The following is a 22,805-nucleotide window of genomic DNA, read 5'->3' on the forward strand; positions in this document are numbered from 1 at the left end:
TCTCTTCGTTTTCGAGTCGGCCCGAACCCGGACCGCAGGTTCAAGTACGGAGGGGCGACCAGCACCGGCGATGGACTCCCCGCTCAGCGTCGCCCGTCACTCGAGACACACGGACAACCACTCGCCGCGCGGGCTCCCGGAGGCCGATGGGGCATAGAGCGCTCGTCGCCTACCGGCGACCGGACCAGCGGTACGACCTCCGATACAGCCACTGGGGCGGCGAGGCCGTCGCCCTCGGCGACCGGATCAGTGCCGAGACCCCGCTGGGCGACGGCGACGTCGACGGCGACCTGCTCGCGGAAGCGATCGACCGGGACCGACTCCTGATCGAGTACCTCGACCCCTGCTGCTACGAGGCGCTGTACGTCGTCGAACCCGGCGGGGACTACCGCGTCACGGCCTACCGCGTCTGCTGGCTCGAGTGGCCCGACGGACGCGACGGGGATCGCGGCGCGATCGTCACCGTCGAGAACGACGCCGCGGACCGCCGGGTGCGGACGTGGTTTCGCGCGACGAAGACGACGCTCGCCGACGTCGTCGAGATGGGCGTCCTCTCGTGGCGCGCGGCCCGGACCTACCTCGAGGCCCGGATCTGCGAGGACGAGGACGGCGCGGTCTACACGTACGGCGCGTCGGATACCGACACCGTCGACTACGCGCCGTCGTCCAACGAGTGGTTCGACGGGGACGGGCAGGACAGACGAGAACGAACCGAGGACTGGCATCCGGACGAGGATCTCGAGGGGAGGGACCGCTAGTCGGTCCCCGTCTCCGTCCAGCGGGCGTCGGCCAGCGTCCGCTGGACGACGTCGTTGCCGACCGCCTCCGCGAGCGTCTCGAAGCCCGCGCGCTCGCCGCGCTCGTCGGCGTTCGCGACGAGTCGCGAGACGATGAACTCCGGCGTCGACCGCCCGACCGTATCGAACCGGGGCTGGTAGTCGACCAGCAACTCGAGGTCGGGGTTCAGCCCCTCCGCGAAGATGCCGTCGACCCGCGCCTCCGGCGGCAGCGGCTCTAAGTCGTCCGCGAGGTGGGTGACGAACACGCCCAACGCGTCGCGATCGACGGAGAGCGTCACCAGCCCGTGCAGGAGGTCGGCCGCGCTCCCGGGTTCGGTGATCGCCTCGAACTCGTCGACCAGCATCAGGGTGCGCCCGCCGGCCGATAGCGGCGGCACGATCGAGCGCAGCGTCGACTCGAGGACGCCCGCGTTGAAACTCGCGTGGCGACGGTGGAAGACCAGCGAGTCGACCGGCGTCACCTCGGCCCGCTCGGCGGGGACGGGAAGCCCCATCATCGCCAGCAGGACCACTTGGCAGAGGGTCTCGAGCAGCGTCGTCTTCCCGCCGCTGTTGGCCCCGGTGAGCACGGAGACGTGCTCCTCACCGGGAACCGCGTTTACGCCCGCCGGAACCGCGGTCACGCCGTGGTCGCCGAGCGCGTAGGTGACCGACTGGACCGACTCGTCGTCGACGGCGGCGAGGGTGAGGTTCCGGGCGTTGACGACGGAGACGGCCGCGTCCGGGCGCTCGACGAACGTCGGCCGGGTGCAGTCGTACTCGAGGGCGAACCGGGCCAGCGAGAGGTGCAAGGCGATGTCGTCGACGGCGGAGACGGCCTGCTCGACGGCATCGCCCGTCTCCTCGAGGGTCGCCTCGAGTTCGCTCGCGACGGTTTCCTCGCGCCCGTCGATCGCGTCGGTGAGGTCGCTCCGGAGGGTTCGCAGCGTGGCGCCGACGAAGTCCGTCGCGTCGGTCGCGTCCGTCGGCATCGCGTCGCGAACCCGGTCGACGGTCACCGCCGTCTCGGTCAGCAGGTGGTCCTCGAAGGCCTCGCGGAACCGGCCGACGTCGCGGACGCCGTCCGACCGGAGTTCCTCGATCAACTCGAGGGCGTTGGCGTCCATGTCCTCGACCGCGCCGAGGGCCTCCCGCAGGCGGTCGAGTTCCTCGTCGGCGCCCTCGCGCACTCGCCCGTGGTCGCCGTCCAGCGCCGCGAGCGCCTCGGCGGCTTCCGCGAGTCGCTCTCGCTCGAGATCCGCGACGGCGGCAAACGGGCCCGAGTCCACCCCGGCCTCGAGCAGGGCGAGCGCGGCCTCGACGGCGGCGCGCTCGCTCCCCGCGCGCTCGTCGTAGCGCTCGTAGGCCGCGAGCACGGCCTCGCGGTCGTCGGTCTCGAGTGCGGCCCAGGCGTCCCGTGCCGCGAGGACGTCGTCCAGCCGTTCTTCCATCGCTTCGCGGTCGGTCAGCGGCGTCAGCACGCGAACCCGGTCGGCCGCGCGCTGCGTGACGGCGTGTTCGACCGCCAGATCCAGCAGTTCCTTGTACGCCGACCGGGCGTCGCTCGTCGCCAGCACGTCCATCCCGTCGCCGCCCGTCGCTCGGCGCAGGATCCGCGTCGCCCGGCCGCGAGCGAGGCCGGCGTCCGCGAGCGCCCGCACGTCGCCGCTCTCGATCGCCTCGATCGCGCGGTCCCGTCCCAGTTCCTCGACCAGCGTCGCCCGCGTCTTCGGCCCGACGCCCCAGTACTCCTCGAGTCGCATACTCGTCGGATTCGAGGCAACCGTCTTGAACACTGTGCCTCGAGTCGCCTCGCCGAACCGAACCAGCGGGCTCTCGGTGCGACTCGTGGACCCTCGTCGACGCCCCTAGTAGAAGAGGCTGAAGAGACCGAACTGGACGGGGAGCAAGAGCAGGATCGTCGCGAGCGAGCAGGCGACCGTGGCGACGATCAACTCCCGCGTCCGGACGTCGCCCTCGTTCAGAATGACGATGAGGACCGCCGACTGGTAGGGGAAGAAGTACGAACTCAGCGCCATCGTTTCCGCGAGCAAGACGGGCGTGAACGGGAGCCCCGCCGCGTCGATGTAGGGAATGAGGATCGGCGTCAGCACGCTCGCGACGGCCAACCCCTCCATCAGGAAGGTCAGCGCGAACGTGATGCAGAAGACGGCGGCGAGAACGACTACGAGCGGTCCGTCGGACGGCACCAACGCGAGTAGCTGGGTCGCCGCACTATCGGTGAACCCGGTTCGGGTCAGTCCGTCGCCGATCGCGAACACCGCGGCGATGAAAAAGAGGATCGTGAAGTCGACGTCGCTCCCGACGGTCTCGAAGTCAGCGACGCCGAGGGAGGGCAGGTACGCCAGGATGACGACGGCGACCGCACCGACCACCGGATGGAAGCCGTGGACGAAGTCCGTCGCCCAGATCAGCGTCCCGACGAGCAGGAACGCGAGCATCCGTCGCTGGGCCCCGGTGTCGGCCGACCGTTCATCTTCGGGCAGTTCGAAACTGGAGTCGGCCGCGGGCCGGAAGAGGGCGTAGACGATGCCGACGACCAGCAGCACGCGGAGAAGTCCCATGACGGGGTACATGTGGAGCGACCACTCGGACCAGGAGATGGTGTGGCCGGCGATCGATTCCCCGAACCCGGAGATGATGATGTTCGGCAGGTCCGCGGTCAGAATCCCTGCCGAGCCGTAGAACGTGGCGAACAGCGGGCCGAGATAGAGGCCGACCTGCGCCCGGCGGGAGTCGAACAGGGAGCCGAGTTCCCGGAGGATGGGCGCGAGCGCGAGGATGCGGACGAGCGCCGACGGCACGAGGAAGGCCAGGGCGTGGGCGCCGATCGAGAGCGCGAGCAACAGGCGACGGTACGCTCGGAGCGAGTCGCCGTCGGCCGCGTCGCCGATGCTTCTGGTCGCGATCCACCGACCGACGCCGTTCGCGAGGCCGCTCTGGCGCGTCGCCTCGCCCATCAGTAACCCGAAGCCGATGAGCCACGTCGCCGGCTTCTGGAATCCGGCGAGCGCAAGTTCCGTCGAGACGGCGACGGCGATCAGTCCGAGCGCGATCAGCCCCGTGTACGACGGCGGTACCGGCGTCAGGACCCAGAGGACGATACAGAAGAGCGTGATCGAGAGCATCGTCGCCGCCGATCCCGCGGCGAGCATCCACGTCGCGACGGCGACGGCGGCAGCGAGCGGGAACGCGATTGTCGGCGATCGAGCCACGTCGATCGCGTTCAGTCGGTTCATTGAACAGTGTTCTCCGATGCAATAGTAAAATTGCCGTGATTTACCGGTCGTCCCTCAGACGGTTCGAAAGCCCGAAGAGGCGCCGCGTCGTCCGACGACCGCAAAACGTCCTCATGTTCGTGGTGGCCACCGCGATCGCGGATCGACCGACCATATCGATCGGTCGAAAACGCCGTCGCTGACGGTCGGTTTTCGGCCACCGCCACGGATCGGGCTCGCGATGAGACGCCGCCGTCGCGTCGTTCCGCGAGAAGTGTACACGATCGTGCCCATATTTTTGCCGCACCGGGAGCTGATGAGGCACAAACACGGGGATTTTTATCGACTGGGCTCCCTACGGACGACCATGACTGATGGGCGGGGCGAGACTCCCCGGCGAACAGGGATGACCGAAAAGTGCGGCGTCGTCGGCGTCTCACTCGACGGTCGAGACGCGGCGCGGCCGTTGTACTACGCGCTCTACGCGCTCCAGCACCGCGGCCAAGAGTCTGCCGGAATCGTCACCCACGACGGCTTCCAGCAGCACAGCCACGTCGAGATGGGCCTGGTGGGCGATGCCTTCGGCGAGGACGACCTCGACACGCTCAACGGGGCAGCGGGGATCGGCCACGTCCGGTATCCGACGGCCGGCTCGGTCGATTCCTCGTGTGCCCAGCCGTTCTCCGTCTCCTTCAAGAGCGGTTCGCTGGGGCTTTCCCACAACGGCAACCTCGTCAACGCCGACGAGATCCGTGACGAACTCGCCGCCGCGGGCCACGCCTTCACCAGCGACGGCGACACCGAGGTCATCGCCCACGACCTCGCGCGCAACTTACTCGAGGAGGACCTCGTTCGCGCGGTCAAGCACACGATGCAGCGGATCCACGGCTCGTACTCGCTGACGATCAGCCACGACGACACCATCCTCGGCGTCCGCGACCCGCAGGGGAACCGGCCGCTCTGTATCGGCGAACTCGAGGACGGCTACATCCTCGCCTCGGAGTCGGCGGCGATCGACACCCTCGACGGGGAACTCGTCCGCGACGTGCGGCCGGGCGAACTGGTCGTCCTGCAGGAGGACGGCGAGGGCTTCGACTCCTACCAGTTGGTCGAGGAGGAAAACACGGCCCACTGCTTCTTCGAACACGTCTACTTCGCCCGCCCCGACAGCGTCATCGACGAGACGCTGGTCTACGAGGCCCGCCGGAACCTCGGCCGCAAGCTCTGGGAGGAGAGCGGCGTCGAGACCGACGTCGTGATGCCGGTCCCCGACTCCGGGCGCGCCTTCGCTTCGGGTTACGCCGACGCCGCGAGCGAGACGACCGCCGACGGCGAGCCTCGAGACTCCGAGGACGCCGGCGTCGAGTTCGCCGAGGGGATGATGAAGAACCGCTACGTCGGCCGGACGTTCATCATGCCGACCCAGGACGAGCGCGAACGCGCGGTGCGGCTGAAGCTCAACCCGATCAAATCGACGATCGAGGGGAAGACCGTCACGGTCATCGACGACTCGATCGTCCGCGGGACGACCTCCACGCAACTGGTCCAACTGCTCAAGGACTGCGGCGCCGAAGAGGTCCACGTCCGCATCGGCGCTCCGGCGATCGTCGCCCCCTGTTACATGGGGATCGACATGGCCACCCGCGAGGAACTGATCGCCTCCGACAAGTCCACCGCCGAAATTCGCGACGAAATTCAGGCCGACAGTCTCGCCTACCTCTCGACCGACGCCGTCGCCGACGTCCTCGAGACGGAGCGCCTCGACCTCTGTCTGGGCTGTGTCACCGGCGAGTACCCCTACGACATCGAGGGCGAGGAGACCGACCGCGACGTCTCTCGTCCCGATATCGGCGGACAGCAGCTCCCAGCGGACGACTAACGAACTTTTCCGCTGCGGGTGCGCCTACGACGCACCCTCGGGAAAACTTCGATGAAAAGCACTCCTCCCTCCGTTCCGGACGCGAAGCGTCCTCCATATCGGTCGTCGGCCCGCTCGCTCGTTTCACTCGCTCGCGGATCTACCGGTGTCCTCAACTGGTTCCTCGCCTATCGCTCTCTCAGTAGACCACGTGCAACAGCACGTAGACGACGATCCCCAGCGAGAAGGAGATCAGCCACAGGCTCGCGGCGATCCGACCGACGCGGGCGTGGTTCGTCCGGTAGAGTTCGTCGATCGGATACGCGCCGGCGAGCAACAGCGCGTAGTAGACCAGCGGCACGCAGACGATCGCGAGGAAGATGTGAATCGCGAGGATCGGGTAATAGACGAACTGTTTGATCGTCTCGGGTCCGGGGAACGGCTGCGGTCCCCCGGTCGCGACCAGCCGGTAGAGGTAGAAGGTCAGGAAGGCCGCGAACAGGACGAACGAGGTGACCATCGCCAGTCGGTGGCGATCGACGTTCCCGCGACGGATCGCCCGCCAACCCACGGTAATCGTCCCGATCGCTGCGGCGCTGATGAGTGCGTTGAGGAGGGGGATCGACTCGAGGACCCAGTCGGGCGCGATCGGTACCGTCGAGGATGGGATCCGGCCGCCCGCGGCCGCGAAGACGATCGCGAGCGAGACGACACTCAGGACGGCCGTCAGGATATTGACGCGCTCTCGAGGGACGTACTCCATACCTCGAGATTCGACTCTGCGGGGAAAGTGGTTACTGTCGTGGTCGGTTGCGCGTCGCGTCAACAGTGACCGATGGAGCCGTAGCCGTCGCTCGAGGGCACAAGTATCGACGGAACCGGTACCGAACAGCGCTGTCGCTATCCGGTGTAGTGTCCGTCAGAAGTTATGCGTGGGTGATGTCCTCGAAGGGAAATCACCTGCATCGTTTCGCTCGACGGCAACGCCGTCTCACGTTTGGTGGACTTCGTCCACCCATGCGATGCGTGGGACCGGATTCGAACCGGCGGACCCCTACGGGACAGCGCCCTCAACGCTGCGCCGTTGGCCTGGCTTGGCTACCCACGCTCGCGGTGTCTTTGTCTTACTGCACTCAACCGTATCCATCGGTATTACAAAAGCCCTTTCTTTTTCTCCCGGCCTGCGCCGAGGTCACACGGGACTGAGGGAATTCGAGGCGGTGATTTGAAATGCTCGAGTTGCCAAAAGGTACCATGGCTAAGTATTCGACCGGTTCGTCCTCCGGCGGCGGCGGGACAAGCTGCGAACTCTGCGGTGCCGAGAGCGACTCGCTGCGACTCGCCACGGTCGCCGGCGCCGAACTCGAGGTCTGTCCGGACTGTGCACCTCACGACGACACCCAGAAGCGTTCGGGATCGGGTTCGGGCCGCGGCTCTCGCGGACAGGACCAGGGCCGAGGCGATTCGAACGACGAACCGAGCCGCAAGCAGAAGGCCGCCCAGAACGTCGCCAAGGCGAACCCGGTCTGGGACGGCGACTCCGAGCACTGGGAGCAGGAGGGGACGAACTACGACGACGATCCGCTGCCGTATCTCGTCTCCGGCTACGGCGAGAAACTCGAGGCGGCGCGCCAGGACGCCGGCCTGCAGCGCGAGGAACTCGCCGAGGAACTCGGCGCGCGCGAGAAGGACCTCCTCGCGGTCGAACAGGGCCGGGCGGCCCAAGACGGCGTCGGCGGCGGCCTGATCGAAGCCCTCGAAGAGCGACTGGACGTGACGCTGTCCGAGTGAGGTCGCGCTCGGCATATCGATTCGACTGACTGTTTCGGCAAGCAGACTTTTCATAGCTGACGAGAGAGTGGACCCAATGACCGGACAACGGGCAGCCAGGGAGCCCTACACCACGCGATTCGAAACCGAGGTGACGTCAATCGACGGGCGCACGGTCTGGCTGGAGACGAGCTACTTCTACGGGACGAGCGACGGCCAACCGGCCGACCGCGGGACCGTCGGCGACGCGACGGTCACAGACGTGCAACTGGTCGACGGCGAACAGGCTCACGTGCTGGCCGAGGACCCGTCGTTCAGGGCGGGCCATCGCGTGCTCTGTTCGATCGACTGGTCGTTTCGCATGTACTGCATGCGCGCGCACACGGCCGCCCACATCTGCTACGGCGCCGCCAGGCGCTGCCTCGAGTCCCCGGGGTACGCCGGCCTCGAGATCGGCGAGGAGACGGTCGCGGTAGACCTCGAGACCGCGCCGCTCGACGACGAGGCGCTGATCGAACTCGACGAGTTGATCAACCGGACCGTCTGGGAGTCGAGGCCGGTCTCCTGGGAGAGTGTTCCCGTCGCGACGGCCCGCGAACGCGAGGACATCATTTTCGACGAGGAGCGTTCCGGGATGGCCGTCGAAAAGGGTCGGGCCCGCGTCGTGACGATCGGCGACGAGGACGACACCGGCCACGGGATGGCGACCGCGGACGCGGGGGAGCCGTGGAACGTGGCGGCCTGCGGCGGGACTCACGTCCGGAACACCCGCGAGGTCGGTCCCGTCACGGTGCTCGGCTGCTCGAGCCCCGCCGAGGGAATCCGCCGGATCGAGTTCGCCGTCGGTCCGCAGGCGATCGACCGGCGGACCGCCGAGAAGCGGGCCGCCTTCGCCGCGTCGGCAGCATTGGACGTCGACCTCGAGGACGTCGGCGACGAACTCGAACGCGCCTGAGAACTGACAAGGCTCGCTCTACGGAGACCGGCGATCGTCGCAAGCACTGGTTTCATATCGCCGTGTTCCGGATTACGACGTAGCTATAGCTCGGCGGCTTGCTCACGGTAGGTAGAAACTATTACTATCTTCGAAGTGAATTTACAACCATGGGAGTCGATTACTCACAGCTGCACGATCCGAACGCCGAGTATACGATGCGCGACCTCTCGGCGGAGACGATGCAGGTCACCCGCGAACGCGGGGGCGGCCGGGACATCGAAATCACCGACATCCAGACGACGATGATCGACGGGAACTTCCCGTGGACGTTGGTCCGGATCTACACCGACGCCGGCATCGTCGGCACCGGCGAAGCCTACTGGGGCGCCGGCGTCCCGGAACTGATCCAGCGGATGACGCCCTTCCTGCAGGGCGAGAACCCGCTTGACATCGATCGGCTGACCGAGCACCTCGTCCAGAAGATGTCCGGCGAGGGGTCGATCGCCGGCGTCACCGTCACCGCCATCGCGGGCATCGAGGTCGCTCTGCACGATCTGGCGGGGAAGATCCTCGATGTGCCGGCCTACCAGCTGCTGGGCGGCAAGTACCGCGACGAGGTCCGCGTCTACTGCGACTGCCACACCGAAGCGGAGGCCGACCCCGAGGCCTGCGCCGACGAGGCCGAACGCGTCGTCGAGGACCTGGGCTACGACGCCCTGAAGTTCGACCTCGACGTCCCCTCGGGCCACGAGAAGGACCGCGCGAACCGCCACCTCCGCGAGCCCGAAATCGAGCACAAGGCCGAGATCGTCGAGCGGGTCACCGAGCGCGTCGGCGACCGCGCCGACGTCGCCTTCGACTGCCACTGGACGTTCTCCGGCGGCAGCGCGAAGCGCCTCGCGAAGCGCTTAGAGGAGTACGACGTCTGGTGGCTCGAAGACCCCGTCCCGCCGGAGAACCACGACGTTCAGCGGGAGGTTACCCAGTCGACCGAGACGCCGATCACCGTCGGCGAGAACGTTTACCGGAAACACGGCCAGCGCCGCCTGCTCGAGGAGCAGGCCGTCGACATCATCGCGCCGGACATGCCCAAAGTCGGCGGCATGCGCGAGACGCGAAAGATCGCCGATCTCGCGGACATGTACTACGTGCCGGTCGCGATGCACAACGTCTCCTCACCGGTCGCGACGACGGCCAGCGCCCACGTCGGCGCGGCGATCCCGAACTCGCTGGCCGTCGAGTACCACTCCTACGAACTCGGCTGGTGGGAGGACCTCGTCGAGGAAGACGTTATCGAGGACGGCTACATCGAGATTCCCGAGGAGCCGGGGCTCGGCGTAACCCTCGATATGGACGTCGTCGAGGAGCACATGGTCGAGGGAGAGGAACTCTTTGACGAGGCCTAAGTCGCGTCGAACCCGCGATCTGACGCGATTGCGTATTTTGCCGGTACGTCTGAGAACGGAGTCCGGACCGGACATATTTTACATCGACCGTCACTCTAGATAACTGAATACGCATGGACGACGACGAGCTCGCTGAACTGCTCGAGCGATTCGGCCTCTCGGAGACGGAGACCGACACCTACCTCGCGATCCTCGAACGCGGGGAGTCGAAAGCGAGCGCCATCGCCGACGCCGCCGACGTCTCCAAGCGCTACGTCTACAGCATCAGCGAGGAACTCGAGGAGCGCGGGTTCGTCGAGGTCGACGACCACGCGGTGCCGACGGTGATCCGGCCCGTCCAGCCCGAGACGGTCGTCGAGCGACTCACGCGCAGCGTCGAGGAGATCGAACCGGAACTGGAGTCGCGGTTCACGGCGACGGAGCGCTCCGGTGAACAGTTCGAGGTGATCAAGTCCCGACAGACGGTGATCAAGCGGATCGAGAACCTGCTGGCCGGCGCGGAGACGGAGGTGACGCTCTCGCTGCCCGCCGAGGTACTCCCGCGGATCCGCTCGACGCTCGAGGCGGCGGTCGACCGGGGGGTGCTCGTCCTCCTCCTGTTGGGCGCGACCGAGGGTGATCAGGACATCGCGTCGCTGGCCGGGACGGCCAGTACGGTCCGGACCTGGGACGCGCTCGTGCCGACGATGCTGACGGTCGACGGCCGCCACGGGCTGCTCGCGCCGAGTCAGATCCTGACGACGTCGGCGAGCGACACGCGGGCGATCGCCATCTCCCAGGAGCAACTCGCGCCCGTCCTCGCCGGCTCGTTCCTGGCGAACTACTGGCCGACCGCGGAGGAACGGTACGTCACGACGCCGAACGAACTCCCCCGTACGTACGAGGGGTTCCGGAGCGCCGTCTTCCAGATCGCGCTCCACCGCGCGACGGACACGCGCATCGAGGCGTCGGTCACCGGCTCGCCGGTCGGCGAGCGGGACCTCCCCTCGTCGCTCACCGGCGAGGTCGTCGACGTCCGACAGAGCCTCGTCCGGCCCGTCAGTTCGACGCTCCCCATCGAGAACGCGTTCGAACTCGAGGTCGACGGCGAGCGGTACACCGTCGGCGGCACCGGCGCGTTCCTCGAGGACTACGAGGCGGAGTCGGTCACCATTCGCGCGCTTGAGGAGTAACCGCCTTCGGATACCTCTATCGCCACTCGAACATCACTTATTTCGATGGTGAGTAAATTTCTTGCACCCGCGGCACGCAGTGCTCGCTGTGATGGAACGTCTCACGAGCGGACGGATCGCGAGCGCGTATCGAACGACGGACGCGACCGGAGGGCTGTGCGGATGACCGACCGGCGAACCGTCAGGAACCGACTCGTCGAGAGCGGCGTCGTCGCGGTCCTTCGCGGCGTCGACGAGGAGCAGATCGTCCCGGTCGCGCGGGCGATGCACGAGGCCGGCGTCGAGGCGCTCGAGGTCACGGCGGACGGGACGCGCGCGGCGGAGAAGATCGCGGCCGTCGACCGGGAGCTCGCGGACACCGACGCGGTCGTCGGCGCGGGGACCGTCCTCGACGCGCCGACCGCCCAGTCCGCGATCGACGCGGGCGCGTCGTTCGTCGTCTCGCCCCACACCGACCCGGACGTGGTGCGGACCTGCAACCGACGCGGCGTCCTCGTCGCCCCCGGCGTCATGACGCCGACAGAGGCCGTGACTGCGATGGAGTCCGGCGCGGACCTCCTCAAGATGTTCCCCGCGTCGACGGTCGGGCCGGGCCACATCGGCGCGCTCGCGGGGCCGCTGGGCGACGTCGACATCATTCCGACGGGCGGCGTCTCCCGGGACAACGTCGCCGACTTCTTCGACGCCGGCGCGGTGGCCGTCGGCGCCGGCGGCGCCATCGTCGACGACGACGCGATCGCCGACGGCGACATGGATCGGGTTCGCGAGACCGCCGCCTCGTTCGTCGAGGCGGTCGAGGCGGCGCGCGGCGAGTAGGTCGTCGCTCTCGTCTCGAGATCGGGTCGTCCCTCGAGTTCGCCCTCGGACGGCTGCTGCTGGTGGCCGTTTTATGCCGCTCGTCGGGGTGGCAACGGGCGTGACGCCAGACCTCGATCAGTGCACTCGCAGACGACTACTCGGCGCGGTCGGCGCGGCCGGGGCCGCAGCAGCGGTCGGTCTCGGCACCACCGGTGGCGGCACCGCACAGAACGAAACCGACGGTTCGAACGCGACGACCCAGGAGAACGGCGGCGCCGACGTCGACAGCCCGTACACGGACACGTATCGCGAGACGATCGATTCCGTCGTTCTGGTCACCATCTCCGGTAGCAGCCTCGGCGGCGGTGGCGGCGGGCTCGGCACGGGGTTCGTCATCGACGACGAACACATCGTAACCAACAACCACGTCGTCCAGAGCGCCAGCGAGGGCGGAATCGAAATCCAGTTCAGCAACCAGGAGTGGCGCCCCGCATCGGTCGTCGGTACCGACGCCTACAGCGATCTCGCCGTCCTGCGCGTCGACGATCTGCCCGACATCGCCGGCGAGCTCTCGCTCTCGGAGGCCGAACCCGTGATCGGCCAGGAGGTGCTCGCGATCGGCAACCCGCTCGGGTTCGACGCGTCGGTCTCCCAGGGGATCGTCAGCGGGATCGACCGCTCGCTCCCCAGCCCCACCGGCTTCTCGATCCCGGCCGCGATCCAGACCGACGCGCCGGTCAACCCCGGCAACAGCGGCGGGCCGCTGGTGAGCCTCGAGGGCGACGTCCTCGGCGTCGTCTTCGCCGGAGCCGCCCAGACCATCGGCTTCGCGATCTCCGCGCGCCTCGCGAATCGGGTCGTCCCCGCGCTCATCGAGGACGGGACGTACGAACACCCCTACATGGGCGTCGGGGTACAACCGGTCGGGCCGGAGATCGCCGACGAACTCGGCCTCGAGGAAGCCAACGGCGTGCTGGTCGCCGAGGTCGTTCCGAACTCGCCCGCGGACGGCGTCCTCACGCCGGCCGGTCGCCGCGGCCCGGGAAGCGGCGACGTGATCGTCGCCATCGACGGCGAGGAGATCCCGAATCAGGATCAGCTCTCGGCGTATCTCGCCCTCGAGACCTCGCCCGGGGACACGATCGAACTCGAGATCATCCGGGACGGCGAGGAGCGAACCGTGGAGTTGACGCTCGCGGAGCGGCCCAACATCGAACGACCGGGAACCGGGATTCCGAGCGGCCCGAGCGAGCGACCGCCGTCGACGGGGCCGTAATCGACCGCTTTCCGCCGACCCCGATCGCCGCGGACAGCGGAAGCCACTCCTTCGGTCCGAATCGGACGGGGTTCGTCGACGAAGACGCGGTGCTATCGGGGTTCGACCGATTGCTCCCTCGAGCGGGGGCTGGACGCATCCCCGACTCGAGGCGTCTCGAAGCGACTCACAGAACTCGAGCCGATCGAAGCCGGTCCGATCACCGGACCGAGTCGGATCGATGGCCCGATCAGGACTCTTCGGCCTCTTCTAGGTCCTCGAGGTCCTCCGCGTCCTCGCGGGGGGCGTTCTGCTTGCCGAGGTCGTCGTCGCCCTCGTCGACCTGGTCCGGGTCCTGATCGACGCGTTCCATCTCGTCCTCGATTTCGGCCTCTCGTTCCGCCTCGTACTCGTTTGCGCGGTCGGAGTCGTCTTCGGCCATGACAGTCGGAGTTCGCCCTCGAGCGGTTTGGTCGCCGGGCCGTCGAGTGCAACGTCAGAAGTCATCAACGAGCCAAACAGTCGGGGGACACGAAAGACAGATAAAAGGCGCCGCGCTGTGAACCAATAGATATGGACGTTCCGTACGACCTGACCTCGTACGTTCGGGTGTTGAAGATGGCGACGACACCCACGACTGAGGAATTCCTCCAGGTATCGAAGATCGCTGGCGCAGGTGTCCTACTGATCGGGCTGATGGGCTTCATTATCGGTGGGATCATGCTGTTCCTGACCGGCGGTGGTTTCTGATGGGTATCTACGCCGTCAAGACCACGGCCAGTCAGGAGCGCACCGTCGCTGACATGATAATCAACCGCGAGGAGCCGGAGATCCACGCCGCGCTCGCGCCCGACTCGCTGACCTCCTACGTGATGGTCGAAGCCGAGGGGAACGCGGTCCTGAACCGCGTCCTCGAGGACATTCCGCACGCGCGCAGTATCGTCCCCGGCACCTCCGACATCTCGGAGGTCGAGCACTTCCTCTCGCCAAAGCCGGACGTCGAGGGGATCGCCGAGGGCGACATCGTCGAACTCATCGCCGGCCCGTTCAAGGGCGAGAAGGCACAGGTCCAACGCATCGACGAAGGCAAGGATCAGGTCACGGTCGAACTGTACGAGGCCACGGTTCCGATTCCGGTCACGGTTCGGGGCGACCAGATTCGCGTGCTCGACAGTGACGAGCGCTAAGGCGCTCGTCAAGCAGTCAGCGCGACGAAGTCGCACTGAATATAGCGACGAGCGATAGCTCGTCGGACCATGCGAACGGGTGCTGCACACCCGTGAGCAGACAGTGACGAGCGCGAAGGCGCTCGTCAAGCAGTCAGCGCGACGAAGTCGCACTGAATATAGCGACGAACGATAGTTCGTCGAACCATGCGAACGGGTAGTGCGCGGCGCTACGCGCCGCGACTGTCGGGACGGCTTCGCCGTCCCGCAGCGCCCGTGAGCAGACAGTGACGAGCGCGAAGGCGTTCGTCAACCAGTCAGCGCGGCGAAGCCGCGCTGAATACTCCGTCGGTCGGTAGGTCGCCGCCGACCGCGACCGATCGCCGCGTCGCTCCTGCGTTCACGCTCGCGACGAACGCGTTTCTCCGCAGTTTCACGTCCTCGGCCACCGATGCGTCCGACCGTTGGCGTCGCGGACACCGGATGTAGCCCGCGTCGTCGCTCGAGTACCCTCCGTCTCTGACGGTTCGGCTATTTACTGCACAATACCTATACGAAAATAAATATTATACGTGTGTTCGTGAAACGATCTTCCGTTCGCATCACAGTGCGAACGATCGACGATGCCATCGAAGGGACACTCAAATTCGGCGGCGAAGAACAGTACACCGACGAACGACGGTTCGGTCTCGCGGCGACGGCTCCTCGGGACCGCGGCGACGACGATCGTCGCAGGTGCCGGAGCGAGCGCCGCGTCGGGATCGGTCGCGGCCGACACCGACGGAATCGCGGAGCTTGACTTTCGAGACGGCGTTCCGGCCGTCACCGATGCACCGCAAGACGAGGCCGAGATCGTGTTCAAGATCCACGGCTACACGAGCTCGTCGGCCAGCGTCGAGCGGGCCGCGACGTTCCGGGACACGGCGAGGGCCGTCGGCTACGACGAGCCCGTCGCGGCGGTCACCTGGGACGACGGCGGCCTGCCGACGACGGCGATCCAGAGCGCGAGGGATACCGGCGACCTGTTCGCCGCCTGGCTGGCCGACTACGTCGACGCGAATCCGTCGACGACGATCCGGATCCTCGGCCACTCCATGGGCGGGATCGTCCAGCTGGAAACGCTCGCGGCCATCGGCGGCGAGTTCACGGTTGCCACGGCCGACAGCATCGGTTCGTACGAGGCGTCCGACGCGCCCTGCGAGGGCGGCGACTTCTCCGACGCCATCCGGACCTCGGCCGAAGCGGTCCACAACTACTACTCGACGAACGACGCCGTCGCCAGGCTAGGGAGCGGCCCGGCGGACTGCGGCGGCTGGTTTGGCGACGGCACCACGCCGGACAACTACGCCGACGTCGACGTGAGCGATTCGGTCTCGGACCACTCCGCCTACAGGGAGGCGACCGGCTGCGTGGCGGCGATCGTCGACAACTACTGACGGCGAGCCGCCCGGATACCGCTATTTCGACATCTCCGAACCGCCCGGAGGAGACGAGCTTCGGAAGCGCCGGGACGGTGCTCGGCGGAGAAGAGGCGAAAATCCCTGTCGGTACGGCCGTTTACCGTTTCAGCTCCGTGGCGATCGCCTGCATGTCCGCGACCGATTCGATCTCCTCGAGCAACTCTTCGCGCTCGCGGACCGCCTCGGAACTCGCGCCGTAGGCGCGGACGTACTCAGCCCGGCTGTGTTCGGTGAAGGCGTGTCGAATCGCGAGGTAGCCGTCGGGGACGACGGTGCCACAGACCTTACACTCCCGCCGCTCGTGTTCCGTCGCCTGATGGACGACGGTCGCCTCGACGTCCTCGAACACCGCACCGCAGCCGTCGATTCCGCATTTCCAGGGCATTCACTATCACTGATGTATCAAGCGGCCGGCCTAATGATCCTTTCGCAGCCACCGCCTCGAGTCGCGACTCGAGGCGTGTGCTGGCCGACAGGGATTCACCGCTGGCCGCCGACGATCGGCTATGCCCGCGACGAACCGCTCGCAACTGTGTTCGTTCGACGCCGATCGCGTCCGGCAGGTCGTCCGGAACACGGTTTCCGGGCCCCTCTACGCGTTCTGTGAGTACGATACAGAGTCGTTTCGCCCGCTGTACATCGCCGACGAGACGGTCGCGATGTACGAGAGCAGGGACGCGATGCTCGAGCACTTCGAACGGATCCACACGAACGTCCACATGGACTTCATGCAGATCGAGCTCTTCCGCAACACGCTGTTTCCGGACGCCGACCGCGTCGAGTACATCGCGACGGCGATGGACTTCCTGAAGATCCTCCGCGTCTACGTCGGCGACGACGGCCTGTTCGTCTCGCTCGAACCCGACGAGCCGGTCGAGCCGATCGTCGACGCCATCAAGGAGACCGTCGCGTGGCCGGAAAATCAGAATTCATAACTCTCCCGTCCCGAAAGGAGCAGACGTGAGCGAGCGAGCGCCAGCGGAGACGCGAATCGACTGTCACGTGAAGGTGCTCGACGACCGGGTCGTCGAGCGAGCCATCGACGCCGGGCTCGACGCGATCGTGTACGCGCCCCACTTCACGCGGGTTCCCGAGATCCGTCGCGAGGCGGCCACGTACTCCACCGACCGGCTCCACGTCATTCCCGGTCGCGAGGTGTTCACCGGATCGTGGCACGAGCGCAAACACGTTCTCGCCGTCGGCCTCGAGGAGCCGGTGCCGGACTTCATTCCGCTCGAGACGGCGATGGACGAGTTCGAGCGGCAGGACGCCGCCGTGCTGGCGCCCCACCCCGAGTTCGCAACCGTGGGCCTGACCGAGGCGGATCTGCGCCAGTACCGGGATATCGTCGACGCCGTCGAAATCTTCAATCCGAAGCATTTCCCGTCGAACAATCGACGCGCCCGAGAGCTCTCCGAAACGCTCGATATCGCGCCGTTTACGTCGTCGTACGCACACCTCCCGGGGTCGGTCGGCGTCGCCCACACCGCCTTCGACGCGGCGATCGATTCCGAGGCCGATCTCGTCGACGCGCTCGAGAACGACGTCTCGCGCCGCGTCGTCTACCGGAACGGCGGTCGGCGGTGGAAAACGACGGCCGCCGAACTCGCGCATCTCTGTTACGAAAACACCTGGGAGAAGGTCGACCGGCTCTTCCTCTCGGGAACGGAGCCGACCCACCCACACCACATCGCCTACGACGGTCGGTTCGACGACGTCTCCGTCTACTGAGCGGCCGAGCGCGGACCGCCGACCGCGGGTATTGTGACGTGGTCGCACGCTCACGCCGAACCGTACGCCGCTGGACGGGGTTTTCTCCGACGATCATGGGAGAGACAGTCAAGGTCATCCAGCTGACCGGAAACTCGACCGAGTCGTGGGAAGACGCCGCACAGAACGCCCTCGACGACGCCGACGAGACCCTCGAGAACATCAGCGAGATCGGGATCGAATCGCAGACCGCGGAGGTCGAGGACGGGACGATCGAGCGGTACCGGACGACCCTCGACGTGGCCTTCGTCCTCGAGGGACGGTAGGAGCGATTCCGCTGGACCCGGCTAGGAGAGCGGAACCGGATCGAAACCCGAGACAGCCTCGAAATCACCGGGTAGCCTCGAGACCCGGCCCAGTCGGACTACCCGTCTTCGTTCGTGCCGTCGCCGGTCTCCCCGATTTTCGAGAGCGTTCGCGCGACGCGGTCCCAGTGACTGCCCCGCCAGAAGTGCTGGCCGCAGTCCCGACAGCGCCAGACGGCGGTCTCGGCGGGGTCGGGCGCGTACTCGGGCGTCGTCGCCGTCGATTCGACGCGCTCGAGGCGACCGTTACAGCGCCCGCAGAACCGCAGTTTGGCGGCGAGCGTCAGGTCGACCCCTGCGGCGGCGAGCTCCGCGAGCTGGTCCTCGACGTCGCGGGACTCGAGCGGGATCGAATCGTCGGCGCGGGCCGCGAGGGCGACGTCCCGCGTGACCAGGGTTCGGTCTTCGTCTCGAGCGAGCGCGAGCAGCGCGTCGTCGGCCTCGAGTCCGCGGTCGCCGGCGTAGACGGTGTCGTGGTCGCACATCCGGAGGTAGGCATCGAGGCCGCCGCACATGACGTCGAGGAGCAGTTGCATCGTGGTCGTAGTATCCGAAAGAGCGCAGTGAGCCGCCGGGCGGTCAGTGCAGGAACTCGCGCAGATCCTCGAGTTCCCAGGTGTTGATCACGTCCTCGGGCTCGGCCCAGCCGCGCCGGGCGGTGTGGACGCCCCAGCGCATGTACTCGAGCGTCGACGGCTGGTGGGCGTCGGTGTTGACGGCGATCGGGGCGCCCTCCTCGAGGGCTGCCTGGACGGCGCTGCCCCAGAGGTCGAGCCGACGCGGGTTCGCGTTGACCTCGAGGGCGGTGCCGTGTTCGGCCGCGGCCGCGCCGAGCGCGGCGGCGTCGAACTCCAGTCCCGAGCGCTCGTTGAGCAGGCGACCGCTGGGATGGCCGAGCACGTCGATCGCCGGGTTCTCGGCGGCGCGGACGAGCCGCTCGGTTGCTGTCTCCGCGTCCTGGCTGAGCGCGCTGTGGGTCGAGGCGACGATCACGTCCAGCGCCTCGATCACCTCCTCGGTGAGACCGATCTCGCCGTCGGCGTCGACGTTAGCCTCGATGCCGGCGAGGACCTCGATGTCCGCGGCGGCGGCGACCTCGCGGATCGCCTCGACCTGTTCTAAGATTTCGGTGTCCGAGAGCCCCATCCCGCCGACGATGCCGGGGCCTTCGGCGTGGTCGGCGACGCCGTAGTAGTCGTAGCCCAGCTCCGCGGCGGCGTCGACCATCGCCTCGATCGTGGTGTTCCCGTCGGACCACTCGGTGTGGGTGTGGAGATCGCCGCGGATGTCCGCGCGCTCGAGTAAGTCCGGCAACTCGCCGTTCTCGGCGGCGGCGATCTCGCCGCGATCCTCGCGGAGTTCGGGCGGGATCCACGGGAGGCCCAGCGCCTCGTACATCCCCTCTTCGGTCTCGCCGGCGACGCGCTCGCCGACCCGTTGGCCTGCCTCGTGGTCTTCGACGTCCGAGACATCGAAGGCGCCGTACTCGTTTAATTTCATCCCGCGGTCGATCGCGTAGTTGCGAAGCGTGACGTTGTGGTCCTTGCTCCCGGTGAAGTACTGCAGCGCGGAGCCGAACTCCTCGGGGACGACCACGCGCAGGTCGACCCGGATCTCGCCGACGCGGATGCTCGCCTTCTCCGGTCCGGACTCGATCTCGCTGTCGACCGAGTCCCAGTCGACGAACGCCTCGACCACGGCCTCGCCGTCCTCGGTCGCGACGAGGGCGTCCACGTCGCCGATCGTCTCGCGCCAGCGCCGGATCGAGCCGGCGACCTCGCAACGCTCGACCGCCTCGAGTCCCTCGAGGAAGTCGAGGACGTCGTCGGCGAGCGGCCGGGCCTCGCCCAGCAACTGCCGTTGGCCGACCTCCCGCGCGAAGTCGATGTTCTCGCGGATGTTCTGCTCGGTCTTCGGGCCGAACCCCTTGACCTCCTGGATCTCCTCATTCTCGGCGGCTTCCTCGAGATCGTCCAGCGTCTGGATCCCCAGTTCGCGGTAGAGTTTGCCCGCGGTCTTGGGGCCGACGCCCTCGATGCGCGTGATGTCGGAGATGTCGATCGGCAGTTCAGCGCGGAGCTCCTCGAGTTCCTCGATCTCGCCCGTTTCGACGTACTCGATCACCTTCGAGGCGATGGCGTCGCCGACGCCGTCGATCTCTTCGAGGATCTCTTCGTCGCCGTCCTCGACGCGGTCGGCGATCGGAACGGGATGGGCGGCGATGTTCTCGGCCGCGCGCCGGTAGGCGCGGGGCTTGTACTCGACGTCGTCGGCCTCGAGCAGGTCGGCGAACTCCTCGAACCGGCCGGCGATCTCGGCGTTAGTCGCCATCTATCGACCCCTCCGCGAGGCGCCGTCGTCGTCTTTCCCCAGCGCCTTTTTCAGGAACGACATCCAGCGCTTTCGGTCCTGGGCCTTCTGGACCTGCTGCTCGCGCTCTAAGTTCGTCGGCCCGAGGCTCTCGAGGGCGTTCAACGCGCGGTCGATGCCGATGATGCTCCCCGCAAGGTCCTCGCCCTCCTCGCGGGAGATGTCGCCCTCCTCGATGGCCTCGAGGCGCTCGCGGCGTTCGCGCCGCAGGTTCCGTTTGGCCTGCTCGACGCGGTCGCGCTCGCCTGAGGGAATCGTCTCGCGGCGCTTGATCTCGAAGACGAAGGTTCGGAGATCGATTGCCTCGCCCTGGACCGTGATCGTCTCCGGGATGTCCGCGCCGACGGTCGCCCCCTCGCGCTCGACGCGCTCGAGCAGCTGCTTGCGCTCGTACTCTTGCACGCCTCGATATGGGGGTCCCGGGAGCAAAAATGTACAGTCCGACGCCGGAGGTCGGCAGCGCCGATCGGTGGCCGGTAGCCGGTGGTCGACCGCCGGAGGAGAGCGAACGCGCCACTTCGGCGTCGCATCACCGACCGTAATGGTTCGTACGGCCGGACTACCAGGCGGGAATCACTGTTCAGCGAATCGAAACCCGCGCATACGGCGGCGAATCACCGCGCCTGCTGCCGGCGTTCGGTGCGAGGAACGAACCCCAAATCCCTTAGCGGTGCCACACATACCCCCGGTCAATGGCCAAGTGCGACGTGTGTGGGAAAGACGAAAGCATGCCCTACAACTGTCGGCACTGCGGGGGGACCTTCTGTGCCGACCACCGGCTGCCGGAGAACCACGACTGCACCGGGCTCCAGGACTGGAACGACCCGCAGGGCGTCTTCGACAGCGGGTTCGACGACTCCGTCAACGGCGGTGGGGGAACCTCGAAGGCCTCAAGCCTCGCTGACAAGATCCCGATAAACACGGGTGCCGGCGGACCGTTAGCCTACTTCCGCGGGAACATGACCTACACGTTCCTCGTGTTGATGTGGCTCACGTTCGCCGCCCAGCTCGTCGTCAGGGCCGCCTTCGATTACGAACTGATGCAGACGCTGTTCGTCCTCCGTCCCTACTATCCGGAGTACGTCTGGACGTGGGTCACGTCCGTCTTCGCACACGGCGGGCTCTACCACATCGTCGGGAACAGCATCGTGATATTCTTCTTCGGACCGCTCGTCGAGCGGTACGTCGGATCGCGAAACTTTGCGATCCTCTTCCTCGTCAGCGGCGCGCTCGCCGGCCTCAGTCAGATCGCCATCCAAATCGTGGAACTCAACACGATCACGCCGCTTACTGGGGGCGTCCTCGGCGCTAGCGGCGCTGCCCTCGCAATTCTGGGCGTCCTGACGATTCTGAACCCCGACCTCAAGGTGTACCTCTACTTCATCCTGCCCGTCCCGATTTGGGTTCTCGCGGGCGGATACGCGATCTTCAGCATCTTCTTCATCGGCACCGGCGGCGGCGGAAACGTCGCCCACATGGCCCACCTCGTCGGCCTCGCGATCGGCCTCGCCTACGGCCAGTACATCAAGCAAAATCGGAACGTCAGCGCGCCGAACCGCCTCGAGTTCGGGGGCGGCGGTGGCCCCGGCGGTCCCGGCGGTCGCCGTCGGTTCTAACCGCTCGCCGATCCGTCTCGCGTCGTGCAACCCAGACACTGATTTTCGCCCGCTGCTAACGTCTCCGTATCGATGCCTACGGCCCGCCCTGACCTCGTTCCCGACGCCTCGCTCGAGCGCGACGACATGGAAGCCATGCAGCGCGAAATCGCCGACGCCGCGGCGTTCGAGGACGACTTCGACTTCGATCCCGCGACGCTCGGCGATCCGCTCGCGGCGGCCTCGAGCGGCGCGGACCAGCCCACTGTCGTCGGCGTCGACCAGTCGTTTCTCACGAACGAGGCGGGCGATCAGGACCGCGCCCTGAGCGCCGTCGTCGCCATGCGCGGCGGCGAGGTGATCGAACGCGTCCACGCCGTGACGCCCCTCGAGATCCCCTACATTCCGGGACTGCTCTCCTTCCGCGAAGGGCGACCGATCCTCGCGGCGCTCGAGGAGCTCTCGGTCGACCCCGATCTGTTCCTCTTCGACGGCAGCGGCCGCATCCACTTCCGGCAGGCGGGCATCGCGACCCACATGGGCGTCGTCCGCGACGCGCCGAGCATCGGCGTCGCGAAGAGCCTGCTCTGTGGCTCCCCGACGGAAGACACCGAGAACCTCTCCGAAGGGGTCCGCGTTCCCATCGAGGCGAACTCGAGGGTCGACGCGCCGGACGGGACCCTCCTCGGCTACGCGGTCCAGACGCGCCAGTACGACTCGCCGAACCGGTACATCAACCCGCTGTACGTCAGCCCCGGCCACCGCGTCGGTCCCGAAACGGCGGCCGACGCTGCGCTCGCGCTCGCCTCGTCGTACAAACTCCCCGAACCCGTCCGACTCGCGGACAACTACGCGGACGAGGCGAAGCGGAACCTCGACGGGGGAACCTGACGGGAAGAACACGGGTCCGGACTGCCGATTCGCG

At 67.2% G+C, this 22,805-nt stretch carries 24 protein-coding genes and 1 tRNA gene; 16 read left to right on the top strand and 9 right to left on the bottom strand.

Features of this window, described 5'->3' with window-relative positions; all coding sequences use genetic code 11:
* Positions 1–146: 146 nt before the first annotated feature.
* Positions 147–758: a DUF6735 family protein gene (locus C477_RS10380; protein WP_008894441.1), complete on the top strand. Its 612-nt coding sequence runs from the start codon at positions 147–149 to the stop codon at positions 756–758.
* Here C477_RS10380 and C477_RS10385 read toward each other — a convergent pair.
* Entirely contained in the window at positions 755–2,542 is a 1,788-nt protein-coding gene (locus C477_RS10385; protein WP_008894442.1) for a MutS-related protein, read from the bottom strand. The two genes, C477_RS10380 and C477_RS10385, sit on opposite strands and share 4 nt — an antisense overlap.
* Positions 2,543–2,647: 105 nt before the next feature.
* The gene (locus C477_RS10390) at positions 2,648–4,039 is read right to left on the bottom strand and encodes an SLC13 family permease (RefSeq protein ID WP_008894443.1); all 1,392 of its coding nucleotides are present in this window, start codon (positions 4,037–4,039) and stop codon (positions 2,648–2,650) included.
* Positions 4,040–4,424: 385 nt separating this feature from the next.
* On the opposite strand from C477_RS10390, the gene purF reads away from it, so the two are divergent.
* Positions 4,425–5,897, top strand: coding sequence for an amidophosphoribosyltransferase (purF, locus tag C477_RS10395; protein WP_008894444.1), 1,473 nt, complete (start codon positions 4,425–4,427; stop codon positions 5,895–5,897).
* A 178-nt stretch (positions 5,898–6,075) separates the two neighbouring features.
* On the opposite strand, the gene C477_RS10400 is transcribed toward purF, so the two are convergent.
* Complete coding sequence (locus tag C477_RS10400; protein ID WP_008894445.1) at positions 6,076–6,639, bottom strand: DUF420 domain-containing protein; 564 nt, start codon at positions 6,637–6,639, stop codon at positions 6,076–6,078.
* Between the two features lie 260 nt (positions 6,640–6,899).
* Positions 6,900–6,984: transfer RNA gene (locus C477_RS10405), tRNA-Leu, on the bottom strand.
* A gap of 146 nt (positions 6,985–7,130) precedes the next feature.
* Between C477_RS10405 and C477_RS10410 the strand changes: the two genes are divergently transcribed.
* The 6 genes from C477_RS10410 (at position 7,131) to C477_RS10435 (ending at position 13,235) form a co-directional block, all read left to right on the top strand.
* Positions 7,131–7,667 carry a helix-turn-helix domain-containing protein gene (locus tag C477_RS10410; protein ID WP_008894446.1) on the top strand — a complete coding sequence of 179 codons (537 nt, stop codon included), beginning with the start codon at positions 7,131–7,133 and terminating at the stop codon, positions 7,665–7,667.
* 76 nt (positions 7,668–7,743) lie between these two features.
* Complete coding sequence (locus C477_RS10415; RefSeq protein ID WP_008894447.1) at positions 7,744–8,601, top strand: alanyl-tRNA editing protein; 858 nt, start codon at positions 7,744–7,746, stop codon at positions 8,599–8,601.
* 149 nt (positions 8,602–8,750) lie between these two features.
* Entirely contained in the window at positions 8,751–9,989 is a 1,239-nt protein-coding gene (locus C477_RS10420; RefSeq protein ID WP_008894448.1) for a mandelate racemase/muconate lactonizing enzyme family protein, read from the top strand.
* Between the two features lie 113 nt (positions 9,990–10,102).
* Entirely contained in the window at positions 10,103–11,161 is a 1,059-nt protein-coding gene (locus tag C477_RS10425) for a TrmB family transcriptional regulator (RefSeq protein ID WP_008894449.1), read from the top strand.
* A gap of 162 nt (positions 11,162–11,323) precedes the next feature.
* Positions 11,324–11,977 (top strand): bifunctional 4-hydroxy-2-oxoglutarate aldolase/2-dehydro-3-deoxy-phosphogluconate aldolase, encoded by a 654-nt coding sequence (locus C477_RS10430; RefSeq protein WP_008894450.1) that lies wholly within the window; start codon positions 11,324–11,326, stop codon positions 11,975–11,977.
* A gap of 73 nt (positions 11,978–12,050) precedes the next feature.
* A complete protein-coding gene (locus C477_RS10435) occupies positions 12,051–13,235 on the top strand; it encodes a S1C family serine protease (RefSeq protein ID WP_008894451.1) in 1,185 nt (394 codons plus the stop codon).
* A 229-nt stretch (positions 13,236–13,464) separates the two neighbouring features.
* On the opposite strand, the gene C477_RS10440 is transcribed toward C477_RS10435, so the two are convergent.
* Positions 13,465–13,656, bottom strand: coding sequence for a hypothetical protein (locus C477_RS10440; protein ID WP_008894452.1), 192 nt, complete (start codon positions 13,654–13,656; stop codon positions 13,465–13,467).
* 131 nt (positions 13,657–13,787) lie between these two features.
* On the opposite strand from C477_RS10440, the gene C477_RS10445 reads away from it, so the two are divergent.
* The 3 genes from C477_RS10445 (at position 13,788) to C477_RS10455 (ending at position 15,816) form a co-directional block, all read left to right on the top strand.
* Entirely contained in the window at positions 13,788–13,964 is a 177-nt protein-coding gene (locus C477_RS10445; RefSeq protein WP_008894453.1) for a protein translocase SEC61 complex subunit gamma, read from the top strand.
* A complete protein-coding gene (locus C477_RS10450; protein WP_008894454.1) occupies positions 13,964–14,401 on the top strand; it encodes a transcription elongation factor Spt5 in 438 nt (145 codons plus the stop codon). Before C477_RS10445 ends, C477_RS10450 begins: the two co-directional genes overlap by 1 nt.
* A 602-nt stretch (positions 14,402–15,003) precedes the next feature.
* The gene (locus C477_RS10455) at positions 15,004–15,816 is read left to right on the top strand and encodes a lipase family protein (protein WP_008894455.1); all 813 of its coding nucleotides are present in this window, start codon (positions 15,004–15,006) and stop codon (positions 15,814–15,816) included.
* A gap of 121 nt (positions 15,817–15,937) precedes the next feature.
* On the opposite strand, the gene C477_RS10460 is transcribed toward C477_RS10455, so the two are convergent.
* Entirely contained in the window at positions 15,938–16,225 is a 288-nt protein-coding gene (locus C477_RS10460; protein WP_049914479.1) for a DUF7565 family protein, read from the bottom strand.
* 121 nt (positions 16,226–16,346) lie between these two features.
* Between C477_RS10460 and C477_RS10465 the strand changes: the two genes are divergently transcribed.
* From C477_RS10465 to C477_RS10475, 3 genes are all read left to right on the top strand, one after another.
* A complete protein-coding gene (locus tag C477_RS10465; protein WP_008894457.1) occupies positions 16,347–16,775 on the top strand; it encodes a hypothetical protein in 429 nt (142 codons plus the stop codon).
* A 25-nt stretch (positions 16,776–16,800) separates the two neighbouring features.
* Positions 16,801–17,571, top strand: coding sequence for a PHP domain-containing protein (locus C477_RS10470; protein WP_008894458.1), 771 nt, complete (start codon positions 16,801–16,803; stop codon positions 17,569–17,571).
* Positions 17,572–17,666: 95 nt separating this feature from the next.
* Positions 17,667–17,876 (top strand): dodecin family protein, encoded by a 210-nt coding sequence (locus C477_RS10475; RefSeq protein ID WP_008894459.1) that lies wholly within the window; start codon positions 17,667–17,669, stop codon positions 17,874–17,876.
* A gap of 98 nt (positions 17,877–17,974) precedes the next feature.
* Here C477_RS10475 and C477_RS10480 read toward each other — a convergent pair whose 3' ends face one another.
* The 3 genes from C477_RS10480 to C477_RS10490 are packed head-to-tail and all read right to left on the bottom strand — an operon-like array spanning position 17,975 to position 20,687.
* The gene (locus tag C477_RS10480; protein WP_008894460.1) at positions 17,975–18,451 is read right to left on the bottom strand and encodes a Mut7-C RNAse domain-containing protein; all 477 of its coding nucleotides are present in this window, start codon (positions 18,449–18,451) and stop codon (positions 17,975–17,977) included.
* Between the two features lie 43 nt (positions 18,452–18,494).
* Positions 18,495–20,246, bottom strand: coding sequence for a DNA polymerase/3'-5' exonuclease PolX (gene polX / locus C477_RS10485; protein ID WP_008894461.1), 1,752 nt, complete (start codon positions 20,244–20,246; stop codon positions 18,495–18,497).
* Entirely contained in the window at positions 20,247–20,687 is a 441-nt protein-coding gene (locus C477_RS10490; protein WP_008894462.1) for a DUF5788 family protein, read from the bottom strand.
* A 290-nt stretch (positions 20,688–20,977) separates the two neighbouring features.
* Here C477_RS10490 and C477_RS10495 point away from each other — a divergent pair, with 290 nt between their 5' ends.
* On the top strand, positions 20,978–21,901 hold the full coding sequence (locus C477_RS10495) for a rhomboid family intramembrane serine protease (RefSeq protein ID WP_083870277.1): 924 nt from the start codon (positions 20,978–20,980) through the stop codon (positions 21,899–21,901).
* A 72-nt stretch (positions 21,902–21,973) separates the two neighbouring features.
* A complete protein-coding gene (locus C477_RS10500) occupies positions 21,974–22,771 on the top strand; it encodes an endonuclease V (RefSeq protein ID WP_008894464.1) in 798 nt (265 codons plus the stop codon).
* Positions 22,772–22,805: the final 34 nt, after the last annotated feature.

The sequence above is a fragment of the Haloterrigena salina JCM 13891 genome, from assembly GCF_000337495.1.
Taxonomy (GTDB): Archaea; Halobacteriota; Halobacteria; order Halobacteriales; family Natrialbaceae; genus Haloterrigena; species Haloterrigena salina.

Excerpts from the sequence above, each read along its gene's own strand:
- C477_RS10380 (WP_008894441.1), top strand. The coding sequence starts at position 147 with ATGGGGCATAGAGCGCTCGTCGCCTACCGGCGACCGGACCAGCGGTAC.
- C477_RS10385 (WP_008894442.1), bottom strand. The coding sequence starts at position 2,542 with ATGCGACTCGAGGAGTACTGGGGCGTCGGGCCGAAGACGCGGGCGACG.
- C477_RS10390 (WP_008894443.1), bottom strand. The coding sequence starts at position 4,039 with ATGAACCGACTGAACGCGATCGACGTGGCTCGATCGCCGACAATCGCG.
- purF (WP_008894444.1), top strand. The coding sequence starts at position 4,425 with ATGACCGAAAAGTGCGGCGTCGTCGGCGTCTCACTCGACGGTCGAGAC.
- C477_RS10400 (WP_008894445.1), bottom strand. The coding sequence starts at position 6,639 with ATGGAGTACGTCCCTCGAGAGCGCGTCAATATCCTGACGGCCGTCCTG.
- C477_RS10410 (WP_008894446.1), top strand. The coding sequence starts at position 7,131 with ATGGCTAAGTATTCGACCGGTTCGTCCTCCGGCGGCGGCGGGACAAGC.
- C477_RS10415 (WP_008894447.1), top strand. The coding sequence starts at position 7,744 with ATGACCGGACAACGGGCAGCCAGGGAGCCCTACACCACGCGATTCGAA.
- C477_RS10420 (WP_008894448.1), top strand. The coding sequence starts at position 8,751 with ATGGGAGTCGATTACTCACAGCTGCACGATCCGAACGCCGAGTATACG.
- C477_RS10425 (WP_008894449.1), top strand. The coding sequence starts at position 10,103 with ATGGACGACGACGAGCTCGCTGAACTGCTCGAGCGATTCGGCCTCTCG.
- C477_RS10430 (WP_008894450.1), top strand. The coding sequence starts at position 11,324 with ATGACCGACCGGCGAACCGTCAGGAACCGACTCGTCGAGAGCGGCGTC.
- C477_RS10435 (WP_008894451.1), top strand. The coding sequence starts at position 12,051 with ATGCCGCTCGTCGGGGTGGCAACGGGCGTGACGCCAGACCTCGATCAG.
- C477_RS10440 (WP_008894452.1), bottom strand. The coding sequence starts at position 13,656 with ATGGCCGAAGACGACTCCGACCGCGCAAACGAGTACGAGGCGGAACGA.
- C477_RS10445 (WP_008894453.1), top strand. The coding sequence starts at position 13,788 with ATGGACGTTCCGTACGACCTGACCTCGTACGTTCGGGTGTTGAAGATG.
- C477_RS10450 (WP_008894454.1), top strand. The coding sequence starts at position 13,964 with ATGGGTATCTACGCCGTCAAGACCACGGCCAGTCAGGAGCGCACCGTC.
- C477_RS10455 (WP_008894455.1), top strand. The coding sequence starts at position 15,004 with ATGCCATCGAAGGGACACTCAAATTCGGCGGCGAAGAACAGTACACCG.
- C477_RS10460 (WP_049914479.1), bottom strand. The coding sequence starts at position 16,225 with ATGCCCTGGAAATGCGGAATCGACGGCTGCGGTGCGGTGTTCGAGGAC.
- C477_RS10465 (WP_008894457.1), top strand. The coding sequence starts at position 16,347 with ATGCCCGCGACGAACCGCTCGCAACTGTGTTCGTTCGACGCCGATCGC.
- C477_RS10475 (WP_008894459.1), top strand. The coding sequence starts at position 17,667 with ATGGGAGAGACAGTCAAGGTCATCCAGCTGACCGGAAACTCGACCGAG.
- C477_RS10480 (WP_008894460.1), bottom strand. The coding sequence starts at position 18,451 with ATGCAACTGCTCCTCGACGTCATGTGCGGCGGCCTCGATGCCTACCTC.
- polX (WP_008894461.1), bottom strand. The coding sequence starts at position 20,246 with ATGGCGACTAACGCCGAGATCGCCGGCCGGTTCGAGGAGTTCGCCGAC.
- C477_RS10495 (WP_083870277.1), top strand. The coding sequence starts at position 20,978 with ATGGCCAAGTGCGACGTGTGTGGGAAAGACGAAAGCATGCCCTACAAC.
- C477_RS10500 (WP_008894464.1), top strand. The coding sequence starts at position 21,974 with ATGCCTACGGCCCGCCCTGACCTCGTTCCCGACGCCTCGCTCGAGCGC.